At 62.7% G+C, this 21986-nt stretch carries 14 protein-coding genes; 9 read left to right on the forward strand and 5 right to left on the reverse strand.

From position 1 onward, the window contains the following. Positions 1 to 91 precede the first annotated feature (91 nt). The 3 genes from AC1G9L_RS06375 (at position 92) to AC1G9L_RS06385 (ending at position 4652) form a co-directional block, all read left to right on the forward strand. Entirely contained in the window at positions 92 to 733 is a 642-nt protein-coding gene (locus AC1G9L_RS06375; protein WP_481070507.1) for a DUF1629 domain-containing protein, read from the forward strand. A gap of 32 nt (positions 734 to 765) precedes the next feature. Next, positions 766 to 3348 carry an XVIPCD domain-containing protein gene (locus tag AC1G9L_RS06380; protein WP_481070508.1) on the forward strand — a complete coding sequence of 861 codons (2583 nt, stop codon included), beginning with the start codon at positions 766 to 768 and terminating at the stop codon, positions 3346 to 3348. Positions 3349 to 3546: 198 nt separating this feature from the next. Continuing rightward, a protein-coding gene (locus tag AC1G9L_RS06385) for an IS3 family transposase (RefSeq protein ID WP_481069175.1) occupies positions 3547 to 4652 on the forward strand; the annotation gives its coding sequence in 2 pieces (ribosomal slippage) (positions 3547 to 3805 and positions 3805 to 4652; 1107 coding nt in all). Here the strand turns inward: AC1G9L_RS06385 and AC1G9L_RS06390 are convergent. Both AC1G9L_RS06390 and AC1G9L_RS06395 read right to left on the reverse strand, forming a co-directional pair. Beyond that, positions 4630 to 5319, reverse strand: coding sequence for a UvrD-helicase domain-containing protein (locus AC1G9L_RS06390; RefSeq protein ID WP_481070509.1), 690 nt, complete (start codon positions 5317 to 5319; stop codon positions 4630 to 4632). The two genes, AC1G9L_RS06385 and AC1G9L_RS06390, sit on opposite strands and share 23 nt — an antisense overlap. 18 nt (positions 5320 to 5337) lie before the next feature. Further along, entirely contained in the window at positions 5338 to 7131 is a 1794-nt protein-coding gene (locus tag AC1G9L_RS06395) for an AAA family ATPase (RefSeq protein WP_019799642.1), read from the reverse strand. Positions 7132 to 7554: 423 nt separating this feature from the next. Here AC1G9L_RS06395 and AC1G9L_RS06400 point away from each other — a divergent pair, with 423 nt between their 5' ends. From AC1G9L_RS06400 to AC1G9L_RS06410, 3 genes are all read left to right on the forward strand, one after another. Next, positions 7555 to 7755 carry a hypothetical protein gene (locus AC1G9L_RS06400; RefSeq protein ID WP_481070510.1) on the forward strand — a complete coding sequence of 67 codons (201 nt, stop codon included), beginning with the start codon at positions 7555 to 7557 and terminating at the stop codon, positions 7753 to 7755. 135 nt (positions 7756 to 7890) lie between these two features. After that, positions 7891 to 11286, forward strand: coding sequence for an AAA domain-containing protein (locus AC1G9L_RS06405; RefSeq protein ID WP_481070511.1), 3396 nt, complete (start codon positions 7891 to 7893; stop codon positions 11284 to 11286). 290 nt (positions 11287 to 11576) lie between these two features. Next, positions 11577 to 13667, forward strand: coding sequence for a phosphocholine-specific phospholipase C (locus AC1G9L_RS06410; protein WP_481071034.1), 2091 nt, complete (start codon positions 11577 to 11579; stop codon positions 13665 to 13667). Positions 13668 to 13912: 245 nt separating this feature from the next. On the opposite strand, the gene AC1G9L_RS06415 is transcribed toward AC1G9L_RS06410, so the two are convergent. Next, positions 13913 to 16222 carry a TonB-dependent receptor family protein gene (locus AC1G9L_RS06415; RefSeq protein WP_481070512.1) on the reverse strand — a complete coding sequence of 770 codons (2310 nt, stop codon included), beginning with the start codon at positions 16220 to 16222 and terminating at the stop codon, positions 13913 to 13915. A 281-nt stretch (positions 16223 to 16503) separates the two neighbouring features. Here AC1G9L_RS06415 and rimK point away from each other — a divergent pair, with 281 nt between their 5' ends. From rimK to AC1G9L_RS06430, 3 genes are all read left to right on the forward strand, one after another. Continuing rightward, positions 16504 to 17397, forward strand: a complete 894-nt coding sequence (gene rimK, locus AC1G9L_RS06420; RefSeq protein ID WP_019799638.1) for a 30S ribosomal protein S6--L-glutamate ligase — start codon at positions 16504 to 16506, stop codon at positions 17395 to 17397. Positions 17398 to 18037: 640 nt separating this feature from the next. Next, positions 18038 to 18715, forward strand: a complete 678-nt coding sequence (locus tag AC1G9L_RS06425) for a response regulator transcription factor (protein ID WP_010340533.1) — start codon at positions 18038 to 18040, stop codon at positions 18713 to 18715. Further along, positions 18708 to 20042, forward strand: a complete 1335-nt coding sequence (locus AC1G9L_RS06430) for a sensor histidine kinase (protein WP_481070513.1) — start codon at positions 18708 to 18710, stop codon at positions 20040 to 20042. The genes AC1G9L_RS06425 and AC1G9L_RS06430 overlap by 8 nt, the downstream gene beginning before the upstream one ends. Positions 20043 to 20485: 443 nt before the next feature. On the opposite strand, the gene coaE is transcribed toward AC1G9L_RS06430, so the two are convergent. Together coaE and AC1G9L_RS06440 are read right to left on the reverse strand one after the other, a co-directional pair. Further along, positions 20486 to 21106, reverse strand: a complete 621-nt coding sequence (coaE, locus tag AC1G9L_RS06435; protein WP_019799636.1) for a dephospho-CoA kinase — start codon at positions 21104 to 21106, stop codon at positions 20486 to 20488. A gap of 13 nt (positions 21107 to 21119) precedes the next feature. Continuing rightward, positions 21120 to 21983 carry a prepilin peptidase gene (locus AC1G9L_RS06440; RefSeq protein WP_010342233.1) on the reverse strand — a complete coding sequence of 288 codons (864 nt, stop codon included), beginning with the start codon at positions 21981 to 21983 and terminating at the stop codon, positions 21120 to 21122. Positions 21984 to 21986 lie beyond the last annotated feature (3 nt).

Raw genomic sequence — 21986 nt, forward strand, 5'->3', positions numbered from 1 at the left:
GCCCCCTTTGTCTGCCCATGTCGGTGATCGGAGCGGTAGACTCTGGCCATGGTGACGTGGAGGCCATACCCAAGTGGACGGGATGCAACGCATGGAAACAACGATGACCAATCAGCCCAAGCAGGGTGCCTTCTACATGTTCGTCTCGGACATGGAGAGCAATAGGCCGCGCTGCGGAGTGAGGTTTGACAACCTTCACCGGTTGCTTTCGACGCCTTGTGTGAACCTGCGTCCGCCAGAGGGCGGTTTCCCTTCGATGCTCGAGCAACCACAGATGACCTTTGATCCCAGCGCCGGCCCCGAGCCTCGGGATCTGGAAGCGGGGTTTGGTGGCTATTGGTTGGTTTCCGAGAAACTCCATGACGTCATGTGCTCGGTCGATCCAGAGGCCTTCGCATTTGCCGAGGTGGATTATCGTCTAGCCGATGGCATTAAGGGATCTCGTCGTTTCTTGTGCGATGTTGTTCGAGAGCTGGATGCCTTGGATGAAGATGTATCCAGGCTTATGGTCAAGGTCAGTGATGACTATGTGCGTGGAAAGTTCTATTCCTTAGGGGGCGGCGCCAGCCTTGTATTCCGGGATGAGGAGTTGGGACAGGCGCATGTGTTCCGTCTGCCGTTCAATCCATCTGTGTTCTGCGACAAGACGTTTAAGGACGCGATTCGCGAAGGCGGAGTGCCTGACGACGCAGAATCCAGTGGCATATCTTTCATTGATGCATCGGATATCTGATCTCATAAGCTGATAAGGACGGAGCCTAGATCATGGCAGGTAAGCCTCTCTTCCAGGAGCACCATGGCGTTGATCAGAAGTCGTTTGAAAAACATGCTTTATTGCAGGTGCTTGTTGATAGCGGTCGATTAAACAAGGACGCGGCCACTAATCTGATTAATTTGCCAAGCGACAAGGCCCTTGCTCACGCCATTGGGGTTACGCCACATACAGGGCGCCATATCAAGGAATATCCCCTTGGTATCAAAGATGCTCTCGATGACTTGGCTGCCACAAAGGATGGTCAGGCCGTGCTGCTCCCCAAACCTGATCCTGATGCCTTAGATAGAGTTGCCCTTAAGGTTCAGCGATTGGGCGACACGGTGCAAATAGCGCTCATTAATGGCGACTTGCGCACCAACAATGCGCTAGGGGAAACGATGGACCAGACGCGAGCTATCACGCGAGCGTTCTATCGTGACCCAAACGGTTATGCTTTTCAGAACCAAACGCAGTTAGATGCACATGGCAAGGCCAGTGCCAATGCCCGCCAATGGGCCCCAGTGACGTATAGCGAAGGCCGCATTGTCTCCACCTTACAGCACTTTCAAAGTTCGGGAAGGCCGCTGCTGAGGGACGGCGACCTGGACTTCCAACGCAATAGTCTATCCCAGGCTATAGCGGACGCTTACCACGACGGCCGCTTGACCATGTCGCCGGGTGGGGTAGCGGTGGTCGAAAACACATTGGGAGAAGAGGCCGCAAACAGTCTCCGCGTGCCGCGCGGCCAGCGTGGTGAAGTCTCCATGCAGCTGCTGATGGGCGAGGCTTCCGCGCGTGGGCTCACGCGCGCCGGCGGACTCTTGGCGACCGGGGCGGATGCTGTGATGACCGCCCGCACGGCGGCGACGCTAATGGAGCAGGGCAACCTCACCGCTGCGCAGTCCGAAGTCAATCACGCCGTTGCTCGCAACGTAGGCGGCTGGGCCGGTGGTGCCTCTACGGCCGCTGCGCTGGGCAGTAGCAGTGGCTTTGTGCCAGCGGCATTGGTGGTTGGTGACGCGGTCTTGATGAGCAAGGCCTTCGATAAGGCTGTGGATCTGAAAGAAAACCGCGACATCTTCCACCAGACCGATCGGGCCGGCGTGGACTGGCAGTTCAACGGACGGGATTGGGAGCGCCAAGGCGCGTTCGATCGCACGGCTGATGGGCGCGAAGCCCCTGACCAAGTATCCGTCGGTGCCAGCTACGCTAAGTCCCAGGAACTGGGCGCAATGGCCAATGCCAAGGCTGTCGAATTCGCCTTGGGCAAGGCGCCCCCACCGCGAGATCCCTTCAACTTACCAGCTCAGCCTGGTGACCAGTCGGGGCTGGACAACCAGAACTGGCATCGCAATCCGAGCACAGAAGCTTGGGAGCGCCAGGTCAAGACCGGCGTGGACGGGGCCAACGACCGGGGCGTCTATGAGCCCCAGATCGCCAACCCCGAGCAAACGCAGCGCCTGAACCAAGAAGCCTTGGCACGGATCGAGGGCAACATCGCCAACGGCCGCGAGGCTATCGCCCAGGCCTACCTGGAAAGCCATGCCGCCCAGCGCGGGCAAGACTATGGGGTCGGCGTTCCTGCCGCCGTAGAAAGTGCTCGTGCCAAGCAGGACCGGGTGCAAGGTCATGATGGTCAGACCTACCAGCGCAATGAGGCCGGGCAGTGGCTTGGGAAGGACGGAGTGGCCACCGGCAACCTGGCGGTTGAGCTGGAACTCACCAATCAGATGCGCCAGCCCTCGCTGGAACGCGCGCAGGAGACCTTGGCCGCCATTGAGGCTCGTCCTGCACCCACTCCTGAGCAGATGGAGCGCAACGAGCTTTTGCATCGCTACCGCGCTGCTGGCGTGGACCTCAATGCTCAGGAACACAACTTAGAGGCGGTCAAACTCGCCACTGAGCGCACGAAAGAAGCCGAGGGGCTCACTGGCCCGACGATGCAGCAGCTAAAGCCGAACGAGCAGGGGCAATTCGGCTACGACAGCCCGATCGCGCACTACCAGGTCGGGCAAGATGGCGTGGCCCATCAGGTCGCATTGACCACGCCTGAGGAGTTGCGTCAGGCCAAGGCTGAACTCAGTCAGCCCACCATGGCGCATGTGCCAACGCTTGGCACCGTCTCGGTGACCGCGCCACCCCGTAGCAAAGAGCACGAAGCCGAACCGGCTCAGGAAAGAACGCCAGCTGGTCCATTGCTAGCCGACAACCCCGCGCACCCAGACCATGCGACCTACCAAACGATTCATTCCTGGGTGAAAGGCACTGGGAACTGGAACGAGGAAGAAAGCCGGAATGTCTCAGCGGCGCTTTACAAGCAGCAAGTCGAGGATCCCCTGGTCAAGCGGGTGGACCGGGTGACTGGCGCGCTGGGTAAGGACGGAGCTGAGAACGTGTTGGCGGTCTACGCGCCCTTTGGCGACAAATCCCCGTTCTTCCACGCCCGTGTGGATGGACGCGAAGCAGCCCAGCAGCCAGCGGGGCAGAATCTGCAGCAGGCAGAGGTCATCAAGCAGGACCAAGTGCGCCAGCAGCAGGTGGAGATGACCCAGAAGCAAGCGCAAGAGCAGGCAGCGCCAACTCGGACAATGTGAAGCAGGCAAGGATAGACGTCCATGTCTGCTTCCACGCGGAGAATGTGCGCTCCCTTAGGCGCTCGTGACCCCGGCTTTCATGGTGTCACCCGTCGAATTTCCCAGTCACCACGGGACAGCGTTCGGACCTCGACGTCCCCCCAGTTTTGAGTAGCACGGCGATTTGGAGTCCAATCCCCAACGAGACGGAGATTGGACGTGAAGAAGCGCTTTTCCGAAGAGCAGATCATCGGCTTTCTGCGTGAGGCCGAAGCCGGCGTGGCGGTGAAGGACCTGTGCCGGCGGCACGGGTTCAGCGAGGCGTCCTACTACCTGTGGCGCAGCAAGTTCGGCGGCATGAGCGTGCCGGAGGCCAAGCGGCTCAAGGAGCTGGAGGCGGAGAACACGCGGCTGAAGAAGCTGCTGGCCGAGCAGCTGTTCGAGAACGACGTCATCAAGGATGCCCTGCGAAAAAAGTGGTGACCGCACCGGCGCGCAGGATGCTGGTGCGGCAGCTGATGGAGCGCGGGCTCACGGAGCGACGGGCTCTGGCCGTGGTGCGGATGAGCGCCAGCGCGCTGCGCTACGTCCCGCGTCCGGATCGCAACGTCGAGCTGCGCGAGCGGATCCTGGCGCTGGCGCAGCGGCACAAGCGCTACGGCGTCGGGATGATCTATCTGAAACTGCGGCAGGAGCAGTGGCCGGTGAACTACAAGCGGGTGGAACGGCTGTATCAGGAGGCCAGGTTGCAGGTGCGCCGGCGCAAGCGGAAGAAGGTGCTGCTGGGCGAGCGCCAGCCGTTGCTTCGGCCTGAAGCCGCCAACCAGGTCTGGTCGATGGACTTCGTGTTCGACCGCACCGCCGAGGGCCGGGTGCTCAAGGCCCTGACCATCGTCGACGATGCCACGCACGAGGCAGTGGCGATCGAGGTGGAGCGGGCCATCTCTGGTCACGGCGTGGCCCGGGTGCTGGATCGGCTGGCGCTGACACGGGGTCTGCCGCAGGTGATCCGCACCGACAACGGCAAGGAGTTCTGCGGCAAGACGATGGTGACGTGGGCCCACGAGCGCGGTGTGCAGCTGCGCTTGATCCAGCCAGGCAAGCCGAACCAGAACGCCTACATCGAGAGCTTCAACGGCCGCCTGCGCGACGAATGCCTCAACGAGCACTGGTTCCCGACGCTGCTGCACGCCCGCACCGAGATCGAGACCTGGCGACGGGAATACAACGAGGAGCGACCGAAGAAGATCTTGGGCGGCCTGCCCCCGGCCGCCTATGCCCAACAGCTAGCAGCCAAAGCCGCTACGATGAAACCCGGACTCTAAAGAGCCCCGCTACTGAAAGCGGGGGGACGTCGGCGCCTTTGAAATCATAGATGCGTTGCTTTGGATCCCCGAGGGCGATCAGAGTGCTATGGCGCCCGAGACGAGAAATCATTGCCCATTCCTCGGCGTTCGTGTCCTGAAATTCATCGAGGATGATCACCGGATAGGCGTCACCAATGGCGCGAGCAACGACGGGTAGCAAGTCGAGCAGCTCAGCTAGGAGGATTGGAAAAAGATCAAAGGCTACTAGCCCTTCTTCTTCGAACAAGCGCCGCAGCTCGCGTGCGCGGTTTTCTTCCAACACGCCCGCTAGACGAGATCGCTCGTGAGCTGGAAGAAGTAGCGATACACCCGGGCGAGTGCCTAGCAGATAGGCGTGGCTTCTTAGGATCGACCAGGCAAAGCCGTGGTAAGTATTGATCTCGATTCGAGCCAGTTGATCGCGCGGCAATGATGCGGTCGCCTGCTCAGCAACCCGCGCCACAGTGGCGCGGGCGAAGCTGACGAACAGGGCCTTACCCGTGCGTCCCAGTCGGCCAGCCGTCAAGTCTTCGCATGCCTTTGCAAGTGCGATGGTGGTTTTGCCCGAGCCGGCCCCACCTCGCACCGCGATATGCCCTTCTGTTGTGAGAAGGCGCCGCCGTTGATCGCAAAGAACAATGGCCATTGCGTTCCCTAACGTTCGCTATGCCACCGGCGGCACGATGACGGGAAGGGGCAGAACCGGATGCGCAGCTGGGCGTTCTACCATCTCGCGCAGGCTACGCAGTGTCTGAACCATCGATGCTGGCATATGTCCGACCTGACACTGCTCAAAGAACAGTGTCAGGTAGTCGTCGCCCTTCTTATGGCGCATCAATGTCATGAATGGTTCTATGTAAGCGTCATTTGGGCTGCCTTCTGGAGGAACGATACCTGCTAGTGCATGCGGCCACTCTTGGTTGGCAACCAGCCATTTGACGAACCAGCTCTGCATATCGGTTTGAACCTCAGCTCTTAGCAAGTGCTCGAAACCCGCATAGGGTTGCTCGAAGGCCCGATCACATGAGGATGCGATCGCCGCGCGTGCCCCTGCTAACTGCTGGTCGAATATGGTTGCGACCGTCTTTCCCAGCTGTCGGAAGAACGCTGCGAATGAGGCTACGTTTGTCTCGCCGCCAGCGTCAAAAGGCACCCAGCCAAGCGAGTCAAGCCGCTTGAAATTTTGAGGTGAAAGTAATGCCAGGCGACGGGACACAGCACTGTAGGCGACGAATTCCGTCTTTCCTTCAACGACAACGACTCGGCGGGCGAGTAGTGCTTCACAGAAGCGGGTGCGAAAGCCATCGCGAAAGAGCTTCAATTTCAAGTTGATCGGAAGCGAGACTGGCGTTACAGACATGACACCAGTCGGGTCACGTCGCATTACCGTCATCTGCTCTGGCTCGAACTGCTCGATTACGTACGGGGAGTGCGACGTGAACAGCGCCTGTGAGGCAAGCCCTCGGACTTTGTCGACGACCCGCTGTTGGACATGAGGGGGTAGTGAAAGCTCAGGTTCCTCCATGGCAAAAATTACGCGTCCCCGGCGGCGCTCAGCGATGAGGCCAAGCATTGAGAGAACTAATGCATTGATCGTGCCCGAACCCTGGTGCTGAAATGGGGCGGCGTAGCCCGCAACTCCCGTTGCCAGGAATGATTTCAGAACCCGCCTGAGATCTTCGCGTGTCAGCTCGGAAACGCGCAGATGCGGAGCGTCTGCCCATTCTCCGGGCACAATGTCTCGCATGGCCTCCTGAATAGCATTGAGAATTCGTCCGAACTCCTCATCCTCGGCACTGACGACATCTAGGGGACGTAGCTTGTCAAGCAGCCCCTCCCACATCTTCGTCCGGACTTCGTAGGTTCTCAGGATGATGTCGAGAAGCGAGCCGCGCTCCATCGAGAGCGCGCGCGAACCAGTGCGTAAGGCCCTGAGGTGCAAAAAGCCGAACTCGCGCTTGTCGCCGGAGCGGCATTCGCTCGTAGGAGTTCCATCCTCTGCCCGGGGCACGGCAAACCAGGTTTTAGCCTCAAACTCGTCTCCTTCCGGATCGTATTTCCCCTCGAATCGGATACGGACTGCGGGCACGACGCCTTCTTGGGCGACTTGCCGAGCCTCGCCAGGTTCCAGCAGACGTTTATCTGTCTCCCGCCAAAATTCGAGGTTGGCACGAAAGCGCTGGCAGTGCTCTGCGTCCAGATCAGCAATCACAACCTCGATCGTGATTTTGGGCGCTGGCTGGTCGCCTGCGGCTTTGTAGGCGCCACCGAAGAAGTCGTGCTCGTCAATCACCTGGTGCCGGGCCAGCCGATCAGCGCCAATGGCTAGTTCGATTGCCTCGAAAACGGTGGACTTGCCGGTATTGTTGTCGCCGAGGAGGACCGTAGTCCCCGCTATGTGGAGGGTAGCGCTGCGGATACCCCGAAAATTCTCGATCTTGACGCGAGCAACACGCATGGTTCCTCCCGCTGGCAGCTCCCATGCCGCCGTCCCCAAGGGCAGGATAGCGCATGGTCCGGGGGCTCTGCTCGCTTGCCTCGGCGCGCGGTTCTAAGCTATGGTCCGTAGCTAGCAAGGTATCGTTCGATGTATCGGTTTTCGACCCTTTAATTCTGCCTGAATTTTAGTTGAATCAATGGGTTAGGGTGATTTGGATTCTGTTCCCATCGCCCGCTCCATTCTGTGGCATGCGCTTTAACTCCGGCTGCTTCGCAGTTACTGCCACTACGTGGCTTTCCATTAGGCATCGTTCGGACGCATCGGGAGCGCTCTTGCCTGAGGCATGCTAGCTGGCTTGCGAAGCCTTCTATTCAGGTCAGCCACGTGCAAGGTAGCCGCGGCGTTGATCCACAGTGACTTCCGAGGACGACGTCGCGTTCTATGCAAGCAGCTGTCCAGCGGCTGCTCGCGGATGTACGAAACTCCGCATGGGCCAAAGGAGCGCTGGCGGCCAGGCTGATGCCGGCACTGAAAATCATGCCCATGATGGTGGGCATTCCGCTGCGCTCGAAACCGCGTGTCGCCCCCAGCTTATGGATTCAAGCTCGCTACGTGATGAAAGGCGTGGGGTTTGGGTTTTGAATGTGCTTGAATTCGGTTCGTTGACGTCAGCAAATGGTGCGTATGGAAGCGTGGTCCGCGAAGTATCTGCGATACATCCATCTGTCGTTGGCTGATGCCGCTCGTCTTACGCCTTCACTGGCAGACGATAGTGTTGTGGAGATCACGCACGACGAGCTGGAGCGAGGCGTGGTCGGCGAGCATGCAAGAACGCAGTTGTTCGCACGGGCGAAGAGGTCTCTAGCGCGCGGGGCCGGGAGCAAGCAGGAAGAGGAGCGGTTGTGGCCGATTGATGTGGTCATCATGCCGGATGTCTACGGATTGCGCCCCGAGCGCGGAAAGCCCACGAGGCGACTGCCTGAGAAGGTCGTGCCGCTGATGCTGTTCGCCAAGCTGGGCAAGGACGGAAGTCTGATGCCCGAGGATGCGGGCGATCGTCAGGCGATCCTGCCGCGCGACCTGCTTGAGCCCAATCGCCTTGACGTCAGCATTGGAAGCGCTGAAGACGCGGATGTCGTCTACGCGAAGCAGAAGGGTCGTGCAGAGAGTTGGTCGGAATTGATGCGCAAGGGCATCGGGATTCTCGAGCAAGTCTGTGGCAGGCCGTACGAGGAATTCGGGATCGAAGGCTATGAGCGGCTCGATGAGGGTTACATGCTCGTGTCGGGTATTTCCTCGTCGACGCATTCAATCCTGAGACTCGTCGACCTGCTGCGCGCAAAGAACCAGCCTGACACGCCACTCTTCGAAACCTTGCTTGCCGAGGCCGATAACCGGGATCTGCTTGATGCAAAACGGCAGCTCGATCTGTCCATGGGCCATTTGGGGCAGATGGAGTGCGACTACGGCCTTTCGGTCTCCCAGCGAGAGGCACTGGCGCATCACCTTGATGGTCAGGCCTGCCCTGCCGTCACGGCGGTCGATGGACCTCCAGGTACCGGAAAAACTACGCTGCTGCTGAGTGTCATCGCCACGTCATGGGTAAAGCATGCGCTGGAGGATGGCGAGCCTCCGATCATCGTGGCGGCATCCACCAACAATCAGGCGGTGACGAACATCCTGCGCGCTTTTGCAGAAGTAAAAGAAGCCGAAGGTCCGTGGTCTGGGCGATGGTTGTCAGGTATGCAGAGCTATGGCTTGTATCTGCCTGCCAAAACACGAAAAAAGGAGATCTTCGGTTTCCCCGTGCATGAGATGCGGGGAATGGGAAGGGATGCCATATTCGATGCGCAGCGATTCGAGAACAAGGTCGCGCTCGAAGAGGCCGGAGGAGAATTCCTGACTCGCTTCAAGCAAGCATTCGAGACTGACAACAACGTCGACCTGGCCCAGGCGGTGAGGTTCTTGCACGCGCGCCTCGGGGAAGAAGTCCTGGGTATGAGGGAGGCGATCGATGCCCTCAAGACGCTCGTTGTGCTTATCGGCAGCGGGGACGTGTCGGATGCTGCGGTCGGCAGGTATCGGGAAGAACTTGGCGAGGCCCGAACCAGGTACGCATGCGATGTGGAAACTATAGAGCGCCGGCTTCAAGCGAAACAGCGGCTTCGTGCCAACTGGATGTCGCATGTAAGTTCGGAGCCTTGGTGGCTATCCCTGCTGGCGGCGGTCGGTCTGGTAAGTCCGCGGATTCGTCGTGATCGAGCTTTCTGTGCCGAAGCGGTTCTATCTCACCCTCAGTTCTTTGAGGAGAGCTTGATCGAATCGGCGCAACGCTTGGACATTGACCGGGCGATGCGGACTCTGGTCAGCGCGGAGCAGGAAGCACTCGTACAGGCGGGGTGGCGCGCTCAAGAGACCGAGAAGAAAATCGACCAACTTCAACAGGCATTGGATGCCCTGCAGACGTTGCTGGAAGGTAAGGCTCTCAGTGTCGAATCGGTACAGCAGGCGCTGGACGTAGGTCATCGCTACACTGCTTTCAAACTGGCGACGCATTACTGGGAGGCGCGCTACCTGCTCCAGTTGCAGGAGCATTTTCGCAACAAGGACGCGATGCAGGACAGCAAGTCGCCGGCTCGTCTGCTGGGACAGTACCGTAGGCTCGCCAAGCTCCACCCGTGTTTTGTGGCTACCCTGTACACGCTGCCGGATAAGTTCATCGCTTATCCCAGTCCAACAGAGTCGGTCGCCCTTTTCAATGAGATCGACTTGTTGATCGTCGATGAAGCGGGGCAGGTTCCGCCCGAAATCGGTGCGCCGAGCTTCGCTCTGGCTAAGCACGGGCTGGTGGTGGGGGACGTAGACCAGATCGAGCCAATCTGGTCGATCCCGGGGCACGTCGACGCCGCCAATGCCCTTCATAGCGGGCTAGTGGATGGAGACAAGCAGTTGCAAGGCTTCCGCGAATCGGGCATTGCTGCATCCAATGGAAGCCTGATGCGCATGGCGCAGCGGGCAACTCCCTATGCCAAGTACCCGGAGCGGGGTCGTGGTCTGTTCCTGTCCGAACATCGCAGATGCTGGCCGGAAATCATCCGCATGTGCAATGTGCTCGTCTACGGCGGGAGATTGCAGCCCTGTCGGGAAGATGACGGAGAGCGGAAGATCGTTCCTTCCGTCGGCTATGTCCATATCCCTGGAAATGACCGGTCCAGAGGCGGCAGCCGTGACAACCCTGCCGAGGCCACCGCCATCGCCCGATGGCTTGCATTGCGGAGGGGAGAGATCGAGGCTGTATATCCTGGCGAAAGCATAGGTCGGCTGGTCGCCGTAGTCACTCCTTTTGCTGCGCAGAGCCGACGGGTGAGGTCCTCGCTGGACGACGCGCTCGGCGCAGGTCATAGCATCACAGTCGGCACTGTGCACGCACTGCAGGGTGCCGAGAGACGTGTGGTGATATTTTCACCGACATACGGCCTCGCAGCTGAGCCGGGCAATACTTTCCTGGATCGCAATCGATCGATGTTGAACGTGGCGATATCCAGGGCGAAAGACGCATTCCTGATCTTCGGCAACATGCACCTGTTTCAGCCTGTCGGCCAGCACCCTTGTGCGGTGATTGGCCGGATGCTGTTCAATGATGGTGCTAATGAGATATCCGGCGTGGATCCCGTTCTGCTGGTGCCGGGGCCGGATATTGGTCCTGGGCGTCTGATTGCTAGCCTAGAAGATCACCGCGCCGTCTTGAGAGATGCGCTGGAGACGGCGAAGCGGCATGTGGTGATCGTGTCGCCGTTCCTGACCGAAGCAGCTATCGCTGCCGATGCCATCGAGACCGGGATTCGTGCGGCGGTAAGGCGCGGGGTAAAGGTTCGGATCATCTCCGATCCCCATTTGAACAAGGATAAGGTTGCTTTCGAGCGCTGCATCTTACGTTTGGAAGATGCAGGGGCTCAGGTAGGTCTGGCTACTACGAAGGGCGTGCATAGTAAGATGCTGCTGGTCGATCGATCTTGGCTGGTGGTTGGCTCCTTCAACTGGTTGTCCGCGGTTCGACGCGCGGAGAGTCAATGGGTTCGTTACGAGTCCTCCCTGCGTTACGACGGCAACGAGGCCTTCGAAATGGTCTCAAGGTCGCTACGGGATCTTGCAGACGTCTTAGCGGTACCGTGATTGGCTGGCCAGGCGATGGCAGGTGCGGCACGCTGCAAGGCGCATATTTCGGTCGGCAAAAAGCGAGCAGGCCGACACCGGTTTCACATGAGGTATCTGCCGAGATGCGCCCCATGTACACCGTCCACCGCTTGCATCCGCTGCTTATCCCCGCGTGCGGCCGCCTGCGAGTGTAGGAGGATTGGAGGACCATTGCCGGTGCCCGCCGCAGCCTTTGTCAAACCCGCTTCATCGACCAGCGCTAGGCTGGCCGACGCCTGAGCGTTCGCTCGTTGTCGGTGCTGCTCCCCGTGGTCGATCACAGCCGTCGTCGTTTTCTCGCCCGCACGTCCGTGGCCCTCGGGGCCGGTGCGGCCATGCCGCTGCTGCCGGGCGTCATCCGCAGCGCGCTGGCGGTGCCGCCGGCGCGGGTCACTGGCACGCTGCAGGACGTGCAGCACGTGGTGATCCTGATGCAGGAGAACCGCTCCTTCGATCATTACTTCGGCTGCCTGCGCGGGGTGCGCGGCTATGGCGATCCGCAGCCGTTGCGGCTGCCCAGCGGCAAGCCGGTCTGGTACCAGACCGAGCGCAAGGGCGGCGATCGCTATGTGCTGCCGTTCCGGCTCAACAGCCAGACCAGCAGTGCGCAGTGGATGAAGGATCTCAACCACGACTGGAAGGGCTCGCACGAGACCTGGAAGCATCACGACGCCTGGATCGCGCAAAAGAGCGCGATGAGCATGGGCCACTTTCAGCGCGAGGACCTGCCGTTCTACTACGCGCTGGCCGACGCCTTCACCATCTGCGACGGCTACCACGCCTCGCTGTTCGGCCCGACCAATCCCAACCGCATGTACATGTTCACAGGCACCAGCGGCCTGAGCGTCGGCAACGATGGCGAGCAGGCGGTGAACAACCGCGACGACGGCAACTGGACCGCGGACATGGCGCGCGACAATCCGCGCTTTCCCGGCTACACCTGGAGCACCTATTCCGAGCGCCTGCAGGCCGCCGGCATCAGTTGGCAGGTGTATCAGGAGTTCGACAACTACGGCGACAACAGCCATCCGTACTTCGCCAACTTTCGCAAGCTGGACCGCGCCTCACCGTTGTACCGCCGCGGCCGCGCGATCGTGCCCGGTTCCACCGCCGACAATGCCAAGGCCTCGCGGGGCGAGCACCTGGTCGCGGCGTTCGCGCGCGACGTGCGCGCCGGCACGCTGCCGCAGGTGTCGTGGATCGTCGCGCCGTACCTGCTCAGCGAACATCCCGAGGCCACCCCGGCCTATGGCGAATCCTTGAGCGCGCGCCTGCTTGAGGTGTTGGCCGCCTCGCCGGAGGTCTGGTCGAAGACGGTGTTCCTGATCAACTACGACGAGAACGACGGCTTCTTCGACCACGTGCCGCCGGCGTTGCCGGCGATCCGGCCGGAACTGGGCGCCAGCAACGTGGACCTGCGTGGCGAGGACTATCACGGCGTGCCGGTCGGCCTGGGGCCGCGGGTGCCGATGCTGGTGGTATCGCCGTGGAGCCGCGGCGGTTGGGTGAACTCGCAGGTGTTCGACCACACTTCGGTGCTGCGCTTCCTCGAACGCCGCTTCGGCGTGATGGAGCCGAACATCAATCCCTGGCGCCGCGCCGTCGCCGGCGATCTGACCTCCACGCTGGATTTCGTCGGCCACGATCCGGCGCCGGTGGCGTTGCCGGACACCCGCGACTACATCGCGCGCATCGACGCCACCGCGACGTTGCCGCCGCCGCAGCGTCCCGCGCAACAGGTGCTGCCGGTGCAGGAGCCTGGCCAGCGCCCGGCGCGCGCGTTGCCCTACGATTTCGACGTGCGGCTGCAGGTGCAGGCGGATGCGCGGGTGTTGCGCATGCGCAATCGTGGCGACGCTGGCGTGGCGCTCAATGCCTACGCCGACGGTGGCATGGCCGGCCCCTGGTTCTACACGCTCGCCGCCGGCAGCGAGCTGCAGGATGCGCGCGCGTGGCGCGGCGATGCCGCCGATGCCGGCTACGCGCTGCGCGTGCACGGGCCCAACGGGTTCCTGCGCGAGTTCCATGGCGACGGGATCGGCGATGCCGGGCTGCAGGCGGAGGCCGACTACGATGCCGCTGCGCAGTGCCTGCTGCTGACGCTCGGCAATGCCGGCACGCAGCCGTGCACGCTGCGCGTGCGCGACGGGTATCGCGGCGATGGCGCTGAGCAGACGCTCACGCTGGCCGCCGGCGCTCGCACTGTCCTGCGTCTGCCGTTGCAGGCGCAGCACCACTGGTACGACCTGACCATCGACAGCGCGACCCTGCCGCAATGGCGCCGGCGCCTGGCCGGGCACATCGAAACCGGCCGTCCGAGCATGAGCGATCCGGCGATCGGCCGTGCGGTCGACGCGTAGCACGCGCGGCGTTCCAGCACGGGCGCACGATTTCTAGCTGTATCCGGTCGCGGCTGAAGCCGCTCCTACAGGCCATGCGGCTGCCGTAGGAGCGGCTTCAGCCGCGACCGCTGATCCGAAACGCCACTCCTATTGCCGGGTGATCTAAGGCACTCCGCGCGCTTGCATGATCTCCCAAACGCAAACGCCGCCGCTGCAAGAGCAGCGGCGGTGCGTGATGCCTTCCCTGGCAGTGTCGCGTCGGCTCAGAACTTGCCGCTGAAGGTGACGAAGAACTGGCGCGGCGCGCCGGCCATCAGCGTCTGGTTGTAGCCGTTGGGGTCGGAGACGACGTAGCCGTTGGTGCCGACGGTGGCGAAGTAGCGCTTGTCGAACAGGTTGGTGACGTTCGCGCTCAGGCCCAGGTTCTGGAACATGCCGACCTGGCCGAAGTCGTAGCCGGCGCTCAGGTCGAAGCGCCAGTAGCTGGGCACCGACGAGTCGTTGAGGTAGCTGATGTAGCGGCGGCCGGTGTACTTGCCGTCCAGCGAGGCGTGCCAGCCGGCGTTCTCGTAGGCCAGGCTGCTGGAGAACATCCACTCGGGGATGCCGACCACGCGCTTGCCGGAGGTGGCTACCACGCCGCCATTGAGGTAGTCGTCCTGGTAGGTCGAGTCGTCGTAGGACAGCGAGTTCAGCCAGCGCAGCTGTTCGATCGGACGCCAGATCACTGCCAGGTCGGCACCCTGGCTACGCACCGAACCGACGTTGTTGAGCGTGGCCGAGCAGGTCTGGATCGCGCTGCACGGCGAGGTCACCAGCAGGCGGTCGTCGAAGGTGGTGTGGTACAGCGCCAGCGACGCTTCCACGCCGGCACCGCGCACGCGGTAGCCCAGTTCGTAGGTCTGCGCGGTCTCCGGTTCCAGCGAGCCCTTGATCGCGTTGAACGCGGCCTGCGATTCCTGGAACGGGGTGAAGCCGAAGCCGGCCATGTTCTTGTTGTAGGAGGCGTAGACCTCCTGGTGCTCGTCGATCTTGAAGTTCACGCCCACCTGCGGCAGCAGGTCCGAGTCGGCCTTGATCTCGCCGGCGGCATTGGACGCGGACGGCACCTGCGACTGCGCGGTGGTGTCGACGATCAGCTTCTTGGCGCCGAAGTTCAGGGTCAGGCGCTCGTCCATCAGGCGCAGCGTGTCCTGCGCGTAGACCATGGTGGTGTCGGTATCGTAGTGCTGGGCGAAGCCGCGCGCGAACAGGGTGCCGTTCTTGTTGAAGTAGTACAGATCGGTGAACGGGCCATCGAGCAGGAAGTAGTTGCGCTCCTGCACGGTCTTGGCGTTCTGGTACCAGCCGCCGACCTCGATCTCGTTGCCGGCTACGGTGAAGTTCAGCGAGCCGGTGACGCCATGGCGGTTGAGGCGGTAGTCGGTGGTGCGCATCGACAGCGGCACGCTGGCCGAGGACGCGACGTACGGCGTGGTCCACTGGCCCTCGCCGTTGTTGTCGTGGTAGTAGCCGGTCAGGTTCAGCGTGGCGCTGCCGCCGAGGTTGAACGTGCCGCTGAGCGCGGCCAGGTTGTCGCGGCGCAGGCCGGCGCCGGAGTAGTAGGACGCGTCGGCCTTGTCGTAGTCGGCCGGCAGGCCGTTGAGGCTGGCCGGGTAGCTGCCCTTGCCATTGAGCGCGTTGGCGATCTGCACCGCGCTGTTCCAGTCCGGCATCAGGTAGTCCCAATCCCAGCCGAGGACCCGCTGCGAGGTCAGCGACAGGTCCATGATGTCGTATTCCTTGCGGTGCGAGCTGTCCAGGTACAGGCTGACGCGGTTGCCGTCGCCCCACTGGTACAGCGCCTTGGCGTTGGCCTGGTTGTACTCGTTGTTGCCGTAGCCCTTCCACTTGTCCATTTCGCCGTGCACCAGCGAGGTGTACAGCGAGAAGCCGTGGATGTCGCCGGTGTCGCCGCGCAGGTAGGTGCGGCGGGTGCTGTCGGAGCCGAGGGTCTGGCTGAAGCGGAAGCCGGCGTCGGCATCCGGATCGGCCGAGTAGTAGCGCACGGTGCCGCCGAGGTTGCTGCTCGACGGCGTGCCCAGGCCGCCGGCGCCCTGCGCCAGTTCCACCGAGGCCACGTTCTCGGAAATGATCGCGCGGGTCACCTGCAGGCCGTCGGTGACGCCGTAGCTCATGTTGCCCAGCGGCACGCCGTCCAGGGTGAAGCCGAGCCGGCTCTGGTCGAAACCGTGCAGGCTGATCGCGGTGGACCATTCGTAGGCGCCGAACGGATCGGCCGACTGGAACTGCACGCCCGGCAGCTTGTCCAGCACCTTCAGCGCGCTGGTGCCCGGGGCGGCGATTCCGATGTCCTCACGGGTGATGCGCTGCACCTGGCGGGTGGTGCCGCTGGACACGACGGTGATCGCGTCGAGCATCGTGGCATCGTTGCCGCTCGCGCTGGCCGCCGCATCGGCGGTTGCGGTGGCGGCGGCCGGCGCGGTCTCGGCCAGCGCGGCAAAGGCCGGCAGGGCAGACGCGACGGCGAGCACCAGCGCGTGCGGGCGCAAGGATCTGGAAGTGGGGGTCATCGAAAGTCACCAATCATGAGGGAGAGAGGCTCCGGACCTGCCGCGCGGGGCGCGGGCAGCCGGTACCGGGCCGGTACGCGGCCCGCCCGCCACGATGCAACGGTTTTGTGAACGTTTCGGGGCGGTCCGATGTCGGCTGTGGGACAGCACGCGGACGGTGGGTGACGGCGGTCACCGCGCAGCCTGGCCTTGCCATGCAGTCGGCATCTGCGGCGACGTGCGGCATCGCGGCGCCGGTGGCGCGACGTATGATGCCGGGCCTGCCACCGCCGCCGCCTTCGATGAAGCTCGCCATCCTGTCCCGCAACACCAAGCTGTACTCGACCCGGCGCCTGGTCGAGGCCGGCCGCGAACGCGGGCATACGGTGCGGGTGCTGGACCCGCTGCGCTGCTACATGCGCATCGCCGCCGGCGCCTTCACCATGCATTACAAGGGCAAGCCGATCACCGGCTACGACGCGGTGATCCCGCGCATCGGCAATTCGGTAACCCGCTACGGCACCGCGGTGCTGCGGCAACTGGAGATGATGGGCGTCTGCACGCCCAACCCGTCCGATGCGATCCTGCGTGCCCGCGACAAGCTGCGTGCGCACCAATTGCTGGCGGCCAAGGGCATCGACATGCCGATGACCGTGTTCGGCGACAACCCCGACGATACCGGCGATCTGCTGTCCATGCTCGGCCCGCCGCCGCACGTGGTGAAATTGAACGAGGGCACCCAGGGCACCGGGGTGATCCTGACCGAGAAGGCCAGCGCCTCGCGCGGCGTGGTCGAGGCGCTGCGCGGGCTGTATGCCAATTTCCTGGTGCAGGAGTTCATCGGCGAGGCCGAGGGTGCCGACCTGCGCTGCTTCGTGGTCGGCAACCAGGTGGTGGCGGCGATGCGCCGCACCGCGCCGGAGGGCGACTTCCGCTCCAACCTGCATCTGGGCGGCACCGCCGAGCGCACCACGGCCAGCCGTGGCGAGCAGGAGGTGGCGGTGCGCTCGGCCAAGGCCTTGGGCCTGGGCGTGGCCGGCGTCGACCTGATCCGCTCCAGGCGTGGGCCGCTGGTGCTGGAGGTCAATTCCACGCCGGGCCTGGAAGGGATCGAGACGGTCTGCGGGCTGGATATCGCCGGCAAGGTCATCGAACACCTCGAAGCCTGCCTGAAGCGAAAGAAATCAGTGGCTTAGCCGACTCTGTGGCCGCGGGTTCTGGCTTAACACCGGTTTAATTCCGCCCTGCGTAAGCTTCATCGGACCGCAGCTCTGCCCTCCTCAGCAGGAACGGTAATCGGGATAGAAAACTTTCGGCCCAGGCAGCCCCGCTGCCTGGGTCTTTTTGTTGGCGAGCGCTTACTGGCCTGTGCCGGGCTCGCTTGCGGCCATGTTTGTACGGCGGCTACATTGCGATGCAGCGGTGTGCCGCGGATGCAGACAGATGGGTCATGGCGCCAAACGTGAGGCGCCCATGAACGTGAAGAAAGTGTTCGCACTGCAACTCAGTACAATTCGGCAGCGATCCGGTTTGAGTGAACGTGTTCAAGAAGCCCGCGGCTGTGGCTTGAGGCAGACTTTGCCGGAGCACGATTGGCAGGCCGTGCCGTTTGCGATCACTGTGGGTCGCGCGTAATGGCTGGAACGAGAACTGATGGCGGCGATGCGCTGTCCAAGGCAGCGATCGTCAGATGGGTTGCAAGGGCGAAACGTTGCTCGACCACCCATTGAAATGCATTGCAAGGACCATGGCGGCGTGCCGCCGCGGGCGACCGGGAGGCGCGGCATCGGTGCGGCGCTCCACTGACACGTAGTACGACTGACGGGGTAAATGTTGGTGCGAATTCTAGTGATCGAAGACAACAGCGATATCGCTGCCAATCTGGGCGACTACCTCGAGGATCGCGGCCACACCGTCGATTTCGCCGCCGACGGCGTCACTGGCCTGCACCTGGCGGTGGTGCACGAGTTCGATGCGATCGTGCTCGATCTCAATCTGCCGGGCATGGACGGCATCGAGGTGTGTCGCAAGTTGCGCAACGAAGCGCGCAAGCAGACCCCGGTGCTGATGCTCACCGCGCGCGATTCGCTGGACAACAAGCTCGCCGGCTTCGATTCCGGGGCCGACGACTATCTGATCAAGCCGTTCGCGCTGCAGGAAGTGGAAGTGCGGCTCAACGCGCTGTCGCGCCGCGGCAAGGGCGTGCACACCCGGGTGCTGGAGACCGGCGACCTGGAATACAACCTGGACACGCTGGAAGTGCGCCGCCAGGGCAAGCTGCTGCAGCTCAATCCCACCGCGCTGAAGATCCTGCAGGCGCTGATGGAAGCCGCCCCGGCGGTGGTGACCCGGCAGGAGCTGGAGACCCGCGTGTGGGGCGAGGAATTGCCCGATTCCGACTCCCTGCGCGTGCACATCCACGGCTTGCGCGCGGTGGTGGACAAGCCGTTCGACGTGCCGATGATCCAGACCCGCCACGGCATCGGCTACCGCATCGCCGCGCCCGATGCCTGAAACGCCTGCGTTGCCGCGGGTGGTGCGGCGGCGCGGACGTTACCGCCGCCGTCTCCGCAGCCGCATCATCCTCTCGTTCGTGCTGTTGGGCTTCGGCCTGACCGCGCTGTTCGCGTTCGCCACCAACTGGGCGCGCGCGCGCGTGGAGAACCAGCTGGTCGAGGTGGTGCTGAACCGCAACATCGACGAGTACTCGCACCGGTTCTTCTCCGATCCGTCGAAGAATCCTGACCTGCCGGTGCAGCAGATGGTCGGCCGGGTGGTGAAGAGCGACCGCTTTGAAGCGCTGCGGCGTGAGCAGCCGGATTGGTACAACTTCTCCGACGGCATCCACAACGTGTCCGGTCGCGATGAAGCCGGCAAGCCGTTCTCCTACAAGGTGGCGGTGCGCAAGACCCCGAACGTCTGGTTCTTCCTCGCCTACGACATGACCCAGACCATGCAGGGCGAGGTGCAGCTCAAGCGCACCCTGATCCTGTCGGTCCTGGTGTTCAGCGCGTTGTCGCTGGTGATCGGCTGGTGGTCGGCCTCGCGGGTGATGCGGCCGGTGTCGGACCTGGCCGCGCGCCTGCGCGCCTATCGCGGCAGCAGCGATCCCAAGCCGCTGGCGCCGCACTTTCCCGACGACGAGGTCGGCCAGTTGGCCGAGGCGCTGGACGACTATTCGGCGCGCCTGACCGAAGTTGTACAGCGCGACCGCGAGTTCAATGCCGACGTCAGCCATGAACTGCGCACGCCGCTGGCGGTGATCCGCGGCGCCACCGAACTGCTGCTGACCCGACCCAATCTCGACGAGAAGGTGCTGCAGCGCCTGCAGCGCATCCAGCGCGCCGAACAGCAGTGCAGCGACCTGATTGGGTCGCTCCTGCTGCTGTCGCGCAACGAGCGCGGGCAGGGACACAGCAACGTCGCCAAGGTCGCTGAGCAGTTGATCGAGTCGCACCGCGCGCAGTTGGGCGGCAAGCCGCTGCAGTTGCTGCTGGAAGGCGAGCGCAACCTGACCATTGATGCACCGGAAGCGGCGCTGTCGGTGGCGCTGGGCAATCTGATCGGCAATGCGGTCAAGTACACCCAGGAAGGGCAGGTTGTGGTGCGGGTGCTGAGCGATGCGGTGCAGGTGATCGATTCCGGCCCGGGCCTGAGCGAGGAGGATGCGGCCAAGCTGTTCCAGCGCGGCTACCGCGGCACCCACGCCGGTCATTCGCAAGGCGGCGGCATTGGCCTTTCGATCGTCAGCCGGCTGTGCGACCTCTACGGTTGGCAGGTCAACGTGCGTCCCGGTGTCTCCAAGGGCGTGGTGGCGACGCTGTGGTTCAGGGCCGAATGAAGCCAACTATTATCATGTAACCGTGATTTTCGACTAGACAGGCTCAAGCGTCTGTGGGTTTAAAATTTAGCTGTTAATTTTAGCTGAGTGTAGTTCGATCAGCATCTGTAGTTGGCTAAAAAAAGAGGCATATCCTCCTTGAGCCCTGTATGACTTATAGGGTAATTCCAATGGTCCACTGGAGGTTATTTGTGAGAGAGCTTGATGCTTTTGATGTTGCTCATGTGAGTGGTGGGGATAATATTGAGACAAAAGGTAAAAACCCTTTTCCGCGTCTTCCGGAGCCTCAGACCCCCTTGCCTCCTGGTAACGATGTTGGCAATGTCAAGCACAACCCCTTTGGGCATTGATTGATTTTTAGTATATGGTTGTTGCGTGATTGTTTTCATGCGTTATTCTTCATCCCGTCGATCAGGTGGTCGGCGGGTTTTTTAGATCAATAGCTACTTTTTCTTTATTTTGGAAAGGTGCTTATATAGCTTGTCTGCAGCGATTGCCTCTTGGTCCAACTTTGAGGGGTCTCCATCGTTAACTACGACATCGTCGGCAATGGCCAGGCGCTCCGCACGTGTCGCCTGCGCCGCCAGCATGCGCTGCGCCAGGTCGGCGGTGATGCCGTCGCGCTGCATCAGGCGGGCGTGCTGCATTGCCTCGGGGGCGTCGATCACCAGGATCCGGTCGAGCCAGGGATAGGCGGTGCGTGCGCCGACCTCGGTGAGCAGGGGAATGGCCGCGATCGCGTACGGTCCTGCGGCTTCGCGGCACTGTTGCTGCAGCAACTGGCGGATGGCGGGATGGGTGATCACTTCCAGGTCACGGCGCGCCGTCGCGTCCTCGAAGATCCGCTGGCGCAATGCCGCGCGGTCCAGGTGGCCATCGTCCTGCAGGATCTGCGGCCCGAACCGCGCCACGATCTGCGCCAGCGCGGGATGCCCGGGGGCGACCACCGCACGTGCGGCAAGGTCGGCATCGGCGACGACGATGCCCCTGGCCTCGAAGCGGCGACTCAATTCGCTCTTGCCGGAGGCCACGCCTCCGGTCAGGCCGACGACGAAATCAGTCAAGCGGCGGGCTCCGTCAGCGCAGTCCCGACCAGCGCATGTAGGTCTCGACGATTTCCGTGCCCCAGAAGAAGGTGATCCAGCCGGCGATCGCCAGGTACGGGCCGAACGGGATCGGCGTGGCGCGGTCGCGGCCCTTGGCCGCCAGCCACAACGAACCCAGGATCGCGCCGACCAGCGAGGAGATCAGAATGGTCGGCAGGATGCCCTTCAGGCCGCACCAGGCGCCGATCGCGGCGAGCAGCTTGAAGTCGCCATGGCCCATACCCTCCTTGCCGGTGATCTGCTTGAACAGCCACCACACCGACCACAGCGAGAAATAGCCGACCGCCGCGCCGAGCAGGGCCGGTTTGGCCGGCATGTACAGGTTGTCCATGCTGCCGATCAGGCCGAGCCACATCAGTGGCAGGGTCAACTGGTCCGGCAGCAGGCGGGTACGCAGGTCGATGCCGGACAGCGCCACCAGGAAGCAGCTGAACACGATCGCGCCGAAGCCCTGCCAGCCGAAGCCGAAACGCCACACGCTCGCGACCACCAGCAAGCTGGTGAGCAGTTCCACCAGCGGGTACTGCGGCGAGATGGGCGCATGGCAATAACGGCACTTGCCGCGCAGCGCCAGCCAACTGAACAGCGGAATGTTCTCGAACCAGGCCAGCTTGTGCTTGCAGTGCGGGCAGTGCGACGGCTCCACCACGATGCCGGGCGGCGGCGGATCGTAGATGTCCGGCAGCTCCAGGATCTCGCGCGAATCGCGCTTCCACTGCCACTCCATGCGCTTGGGCATGCGCAGGATCACCACATTGAGGAAGCTGCCCACCAGCAAGCCGAGTCCGGCCGCGGCCGGGAAGCCGAGGCCGGGGTGTTGATCGAGAAATGCCATTAA

It is taken from the genome of Xanthomonas sp. NCPPB 1132 (assembly GCF_056629235.1).

Excerpts from the sequence above, each read along its gene's own strand:
- AC1G9L_RS06380 (WP_481070508.1), top strand. The coding sequence starts at position 766 with ATGGCAGGTAAGCCTCTCTTCCAGGAGCACCATGGCGTTGATCAGAAG.
- AC1G9L_RS06415 (WP_481070512.1), bottom strand. The coding sequence starts at position 16,222 with ATGACCCCCACTTCCAGATCCTTGCGCCCGCACGCGCTGGTGCTCGCC.
- AC1G9L_RS06400 (WP_481070510.1), top strand. The coding sequence starts at position 7,555 with ATGCAAGCAGCTGTCCAGCGGCTGCTCGCGGATGTACGAAACTCCGCA.
- AC1G9L_RS06440 (WP_010342233.1), bottom strand. The coding sequence starts at position 21,983 with ATGGCATTTCTCGATCAACACCCCGGCCTCGGCTTCCCGGCCGCGGCC.
- AC1G9L_RS06430 (WP_481070513.1), top strand. The coding sequence starts at position 18,708 with ATGCCTGAAACGCCTGCGTTGCCGCGGGTGGTGCGGCGGCGCGGACGT.
- AC1G9L_RS06375 (WP_481070507.1), top strand. The coding sequence starts at position 92 with ATGGAAACAACGATGACCAATCAGCCCAAGCAGGGTGCCTTCTACATG.
- AC1G9L_RS06395 (WP_019799642.1), bottom strand. The coding sequence starts at position 7,131 with ATGCGTGTTGCTCGCGTCAAGATCGAGAATTTTCGGGGTATCCGCAGC.
- rimK (WP_019799638.1), top strand. The coding sequence starts at position 16,504 with ATGAAGCTCGCCATCCTGTCCCGCAACACCAAGCTGTACTCGACCCGG.
- AC1G9L_RS06390 (WP_481070509.1), bottom strand. The coding sequence starts at position 5,319 with ATGGCCATTGTTCTTTGCGATCAACGGCGGCGCCTTCTCACAACAGAA.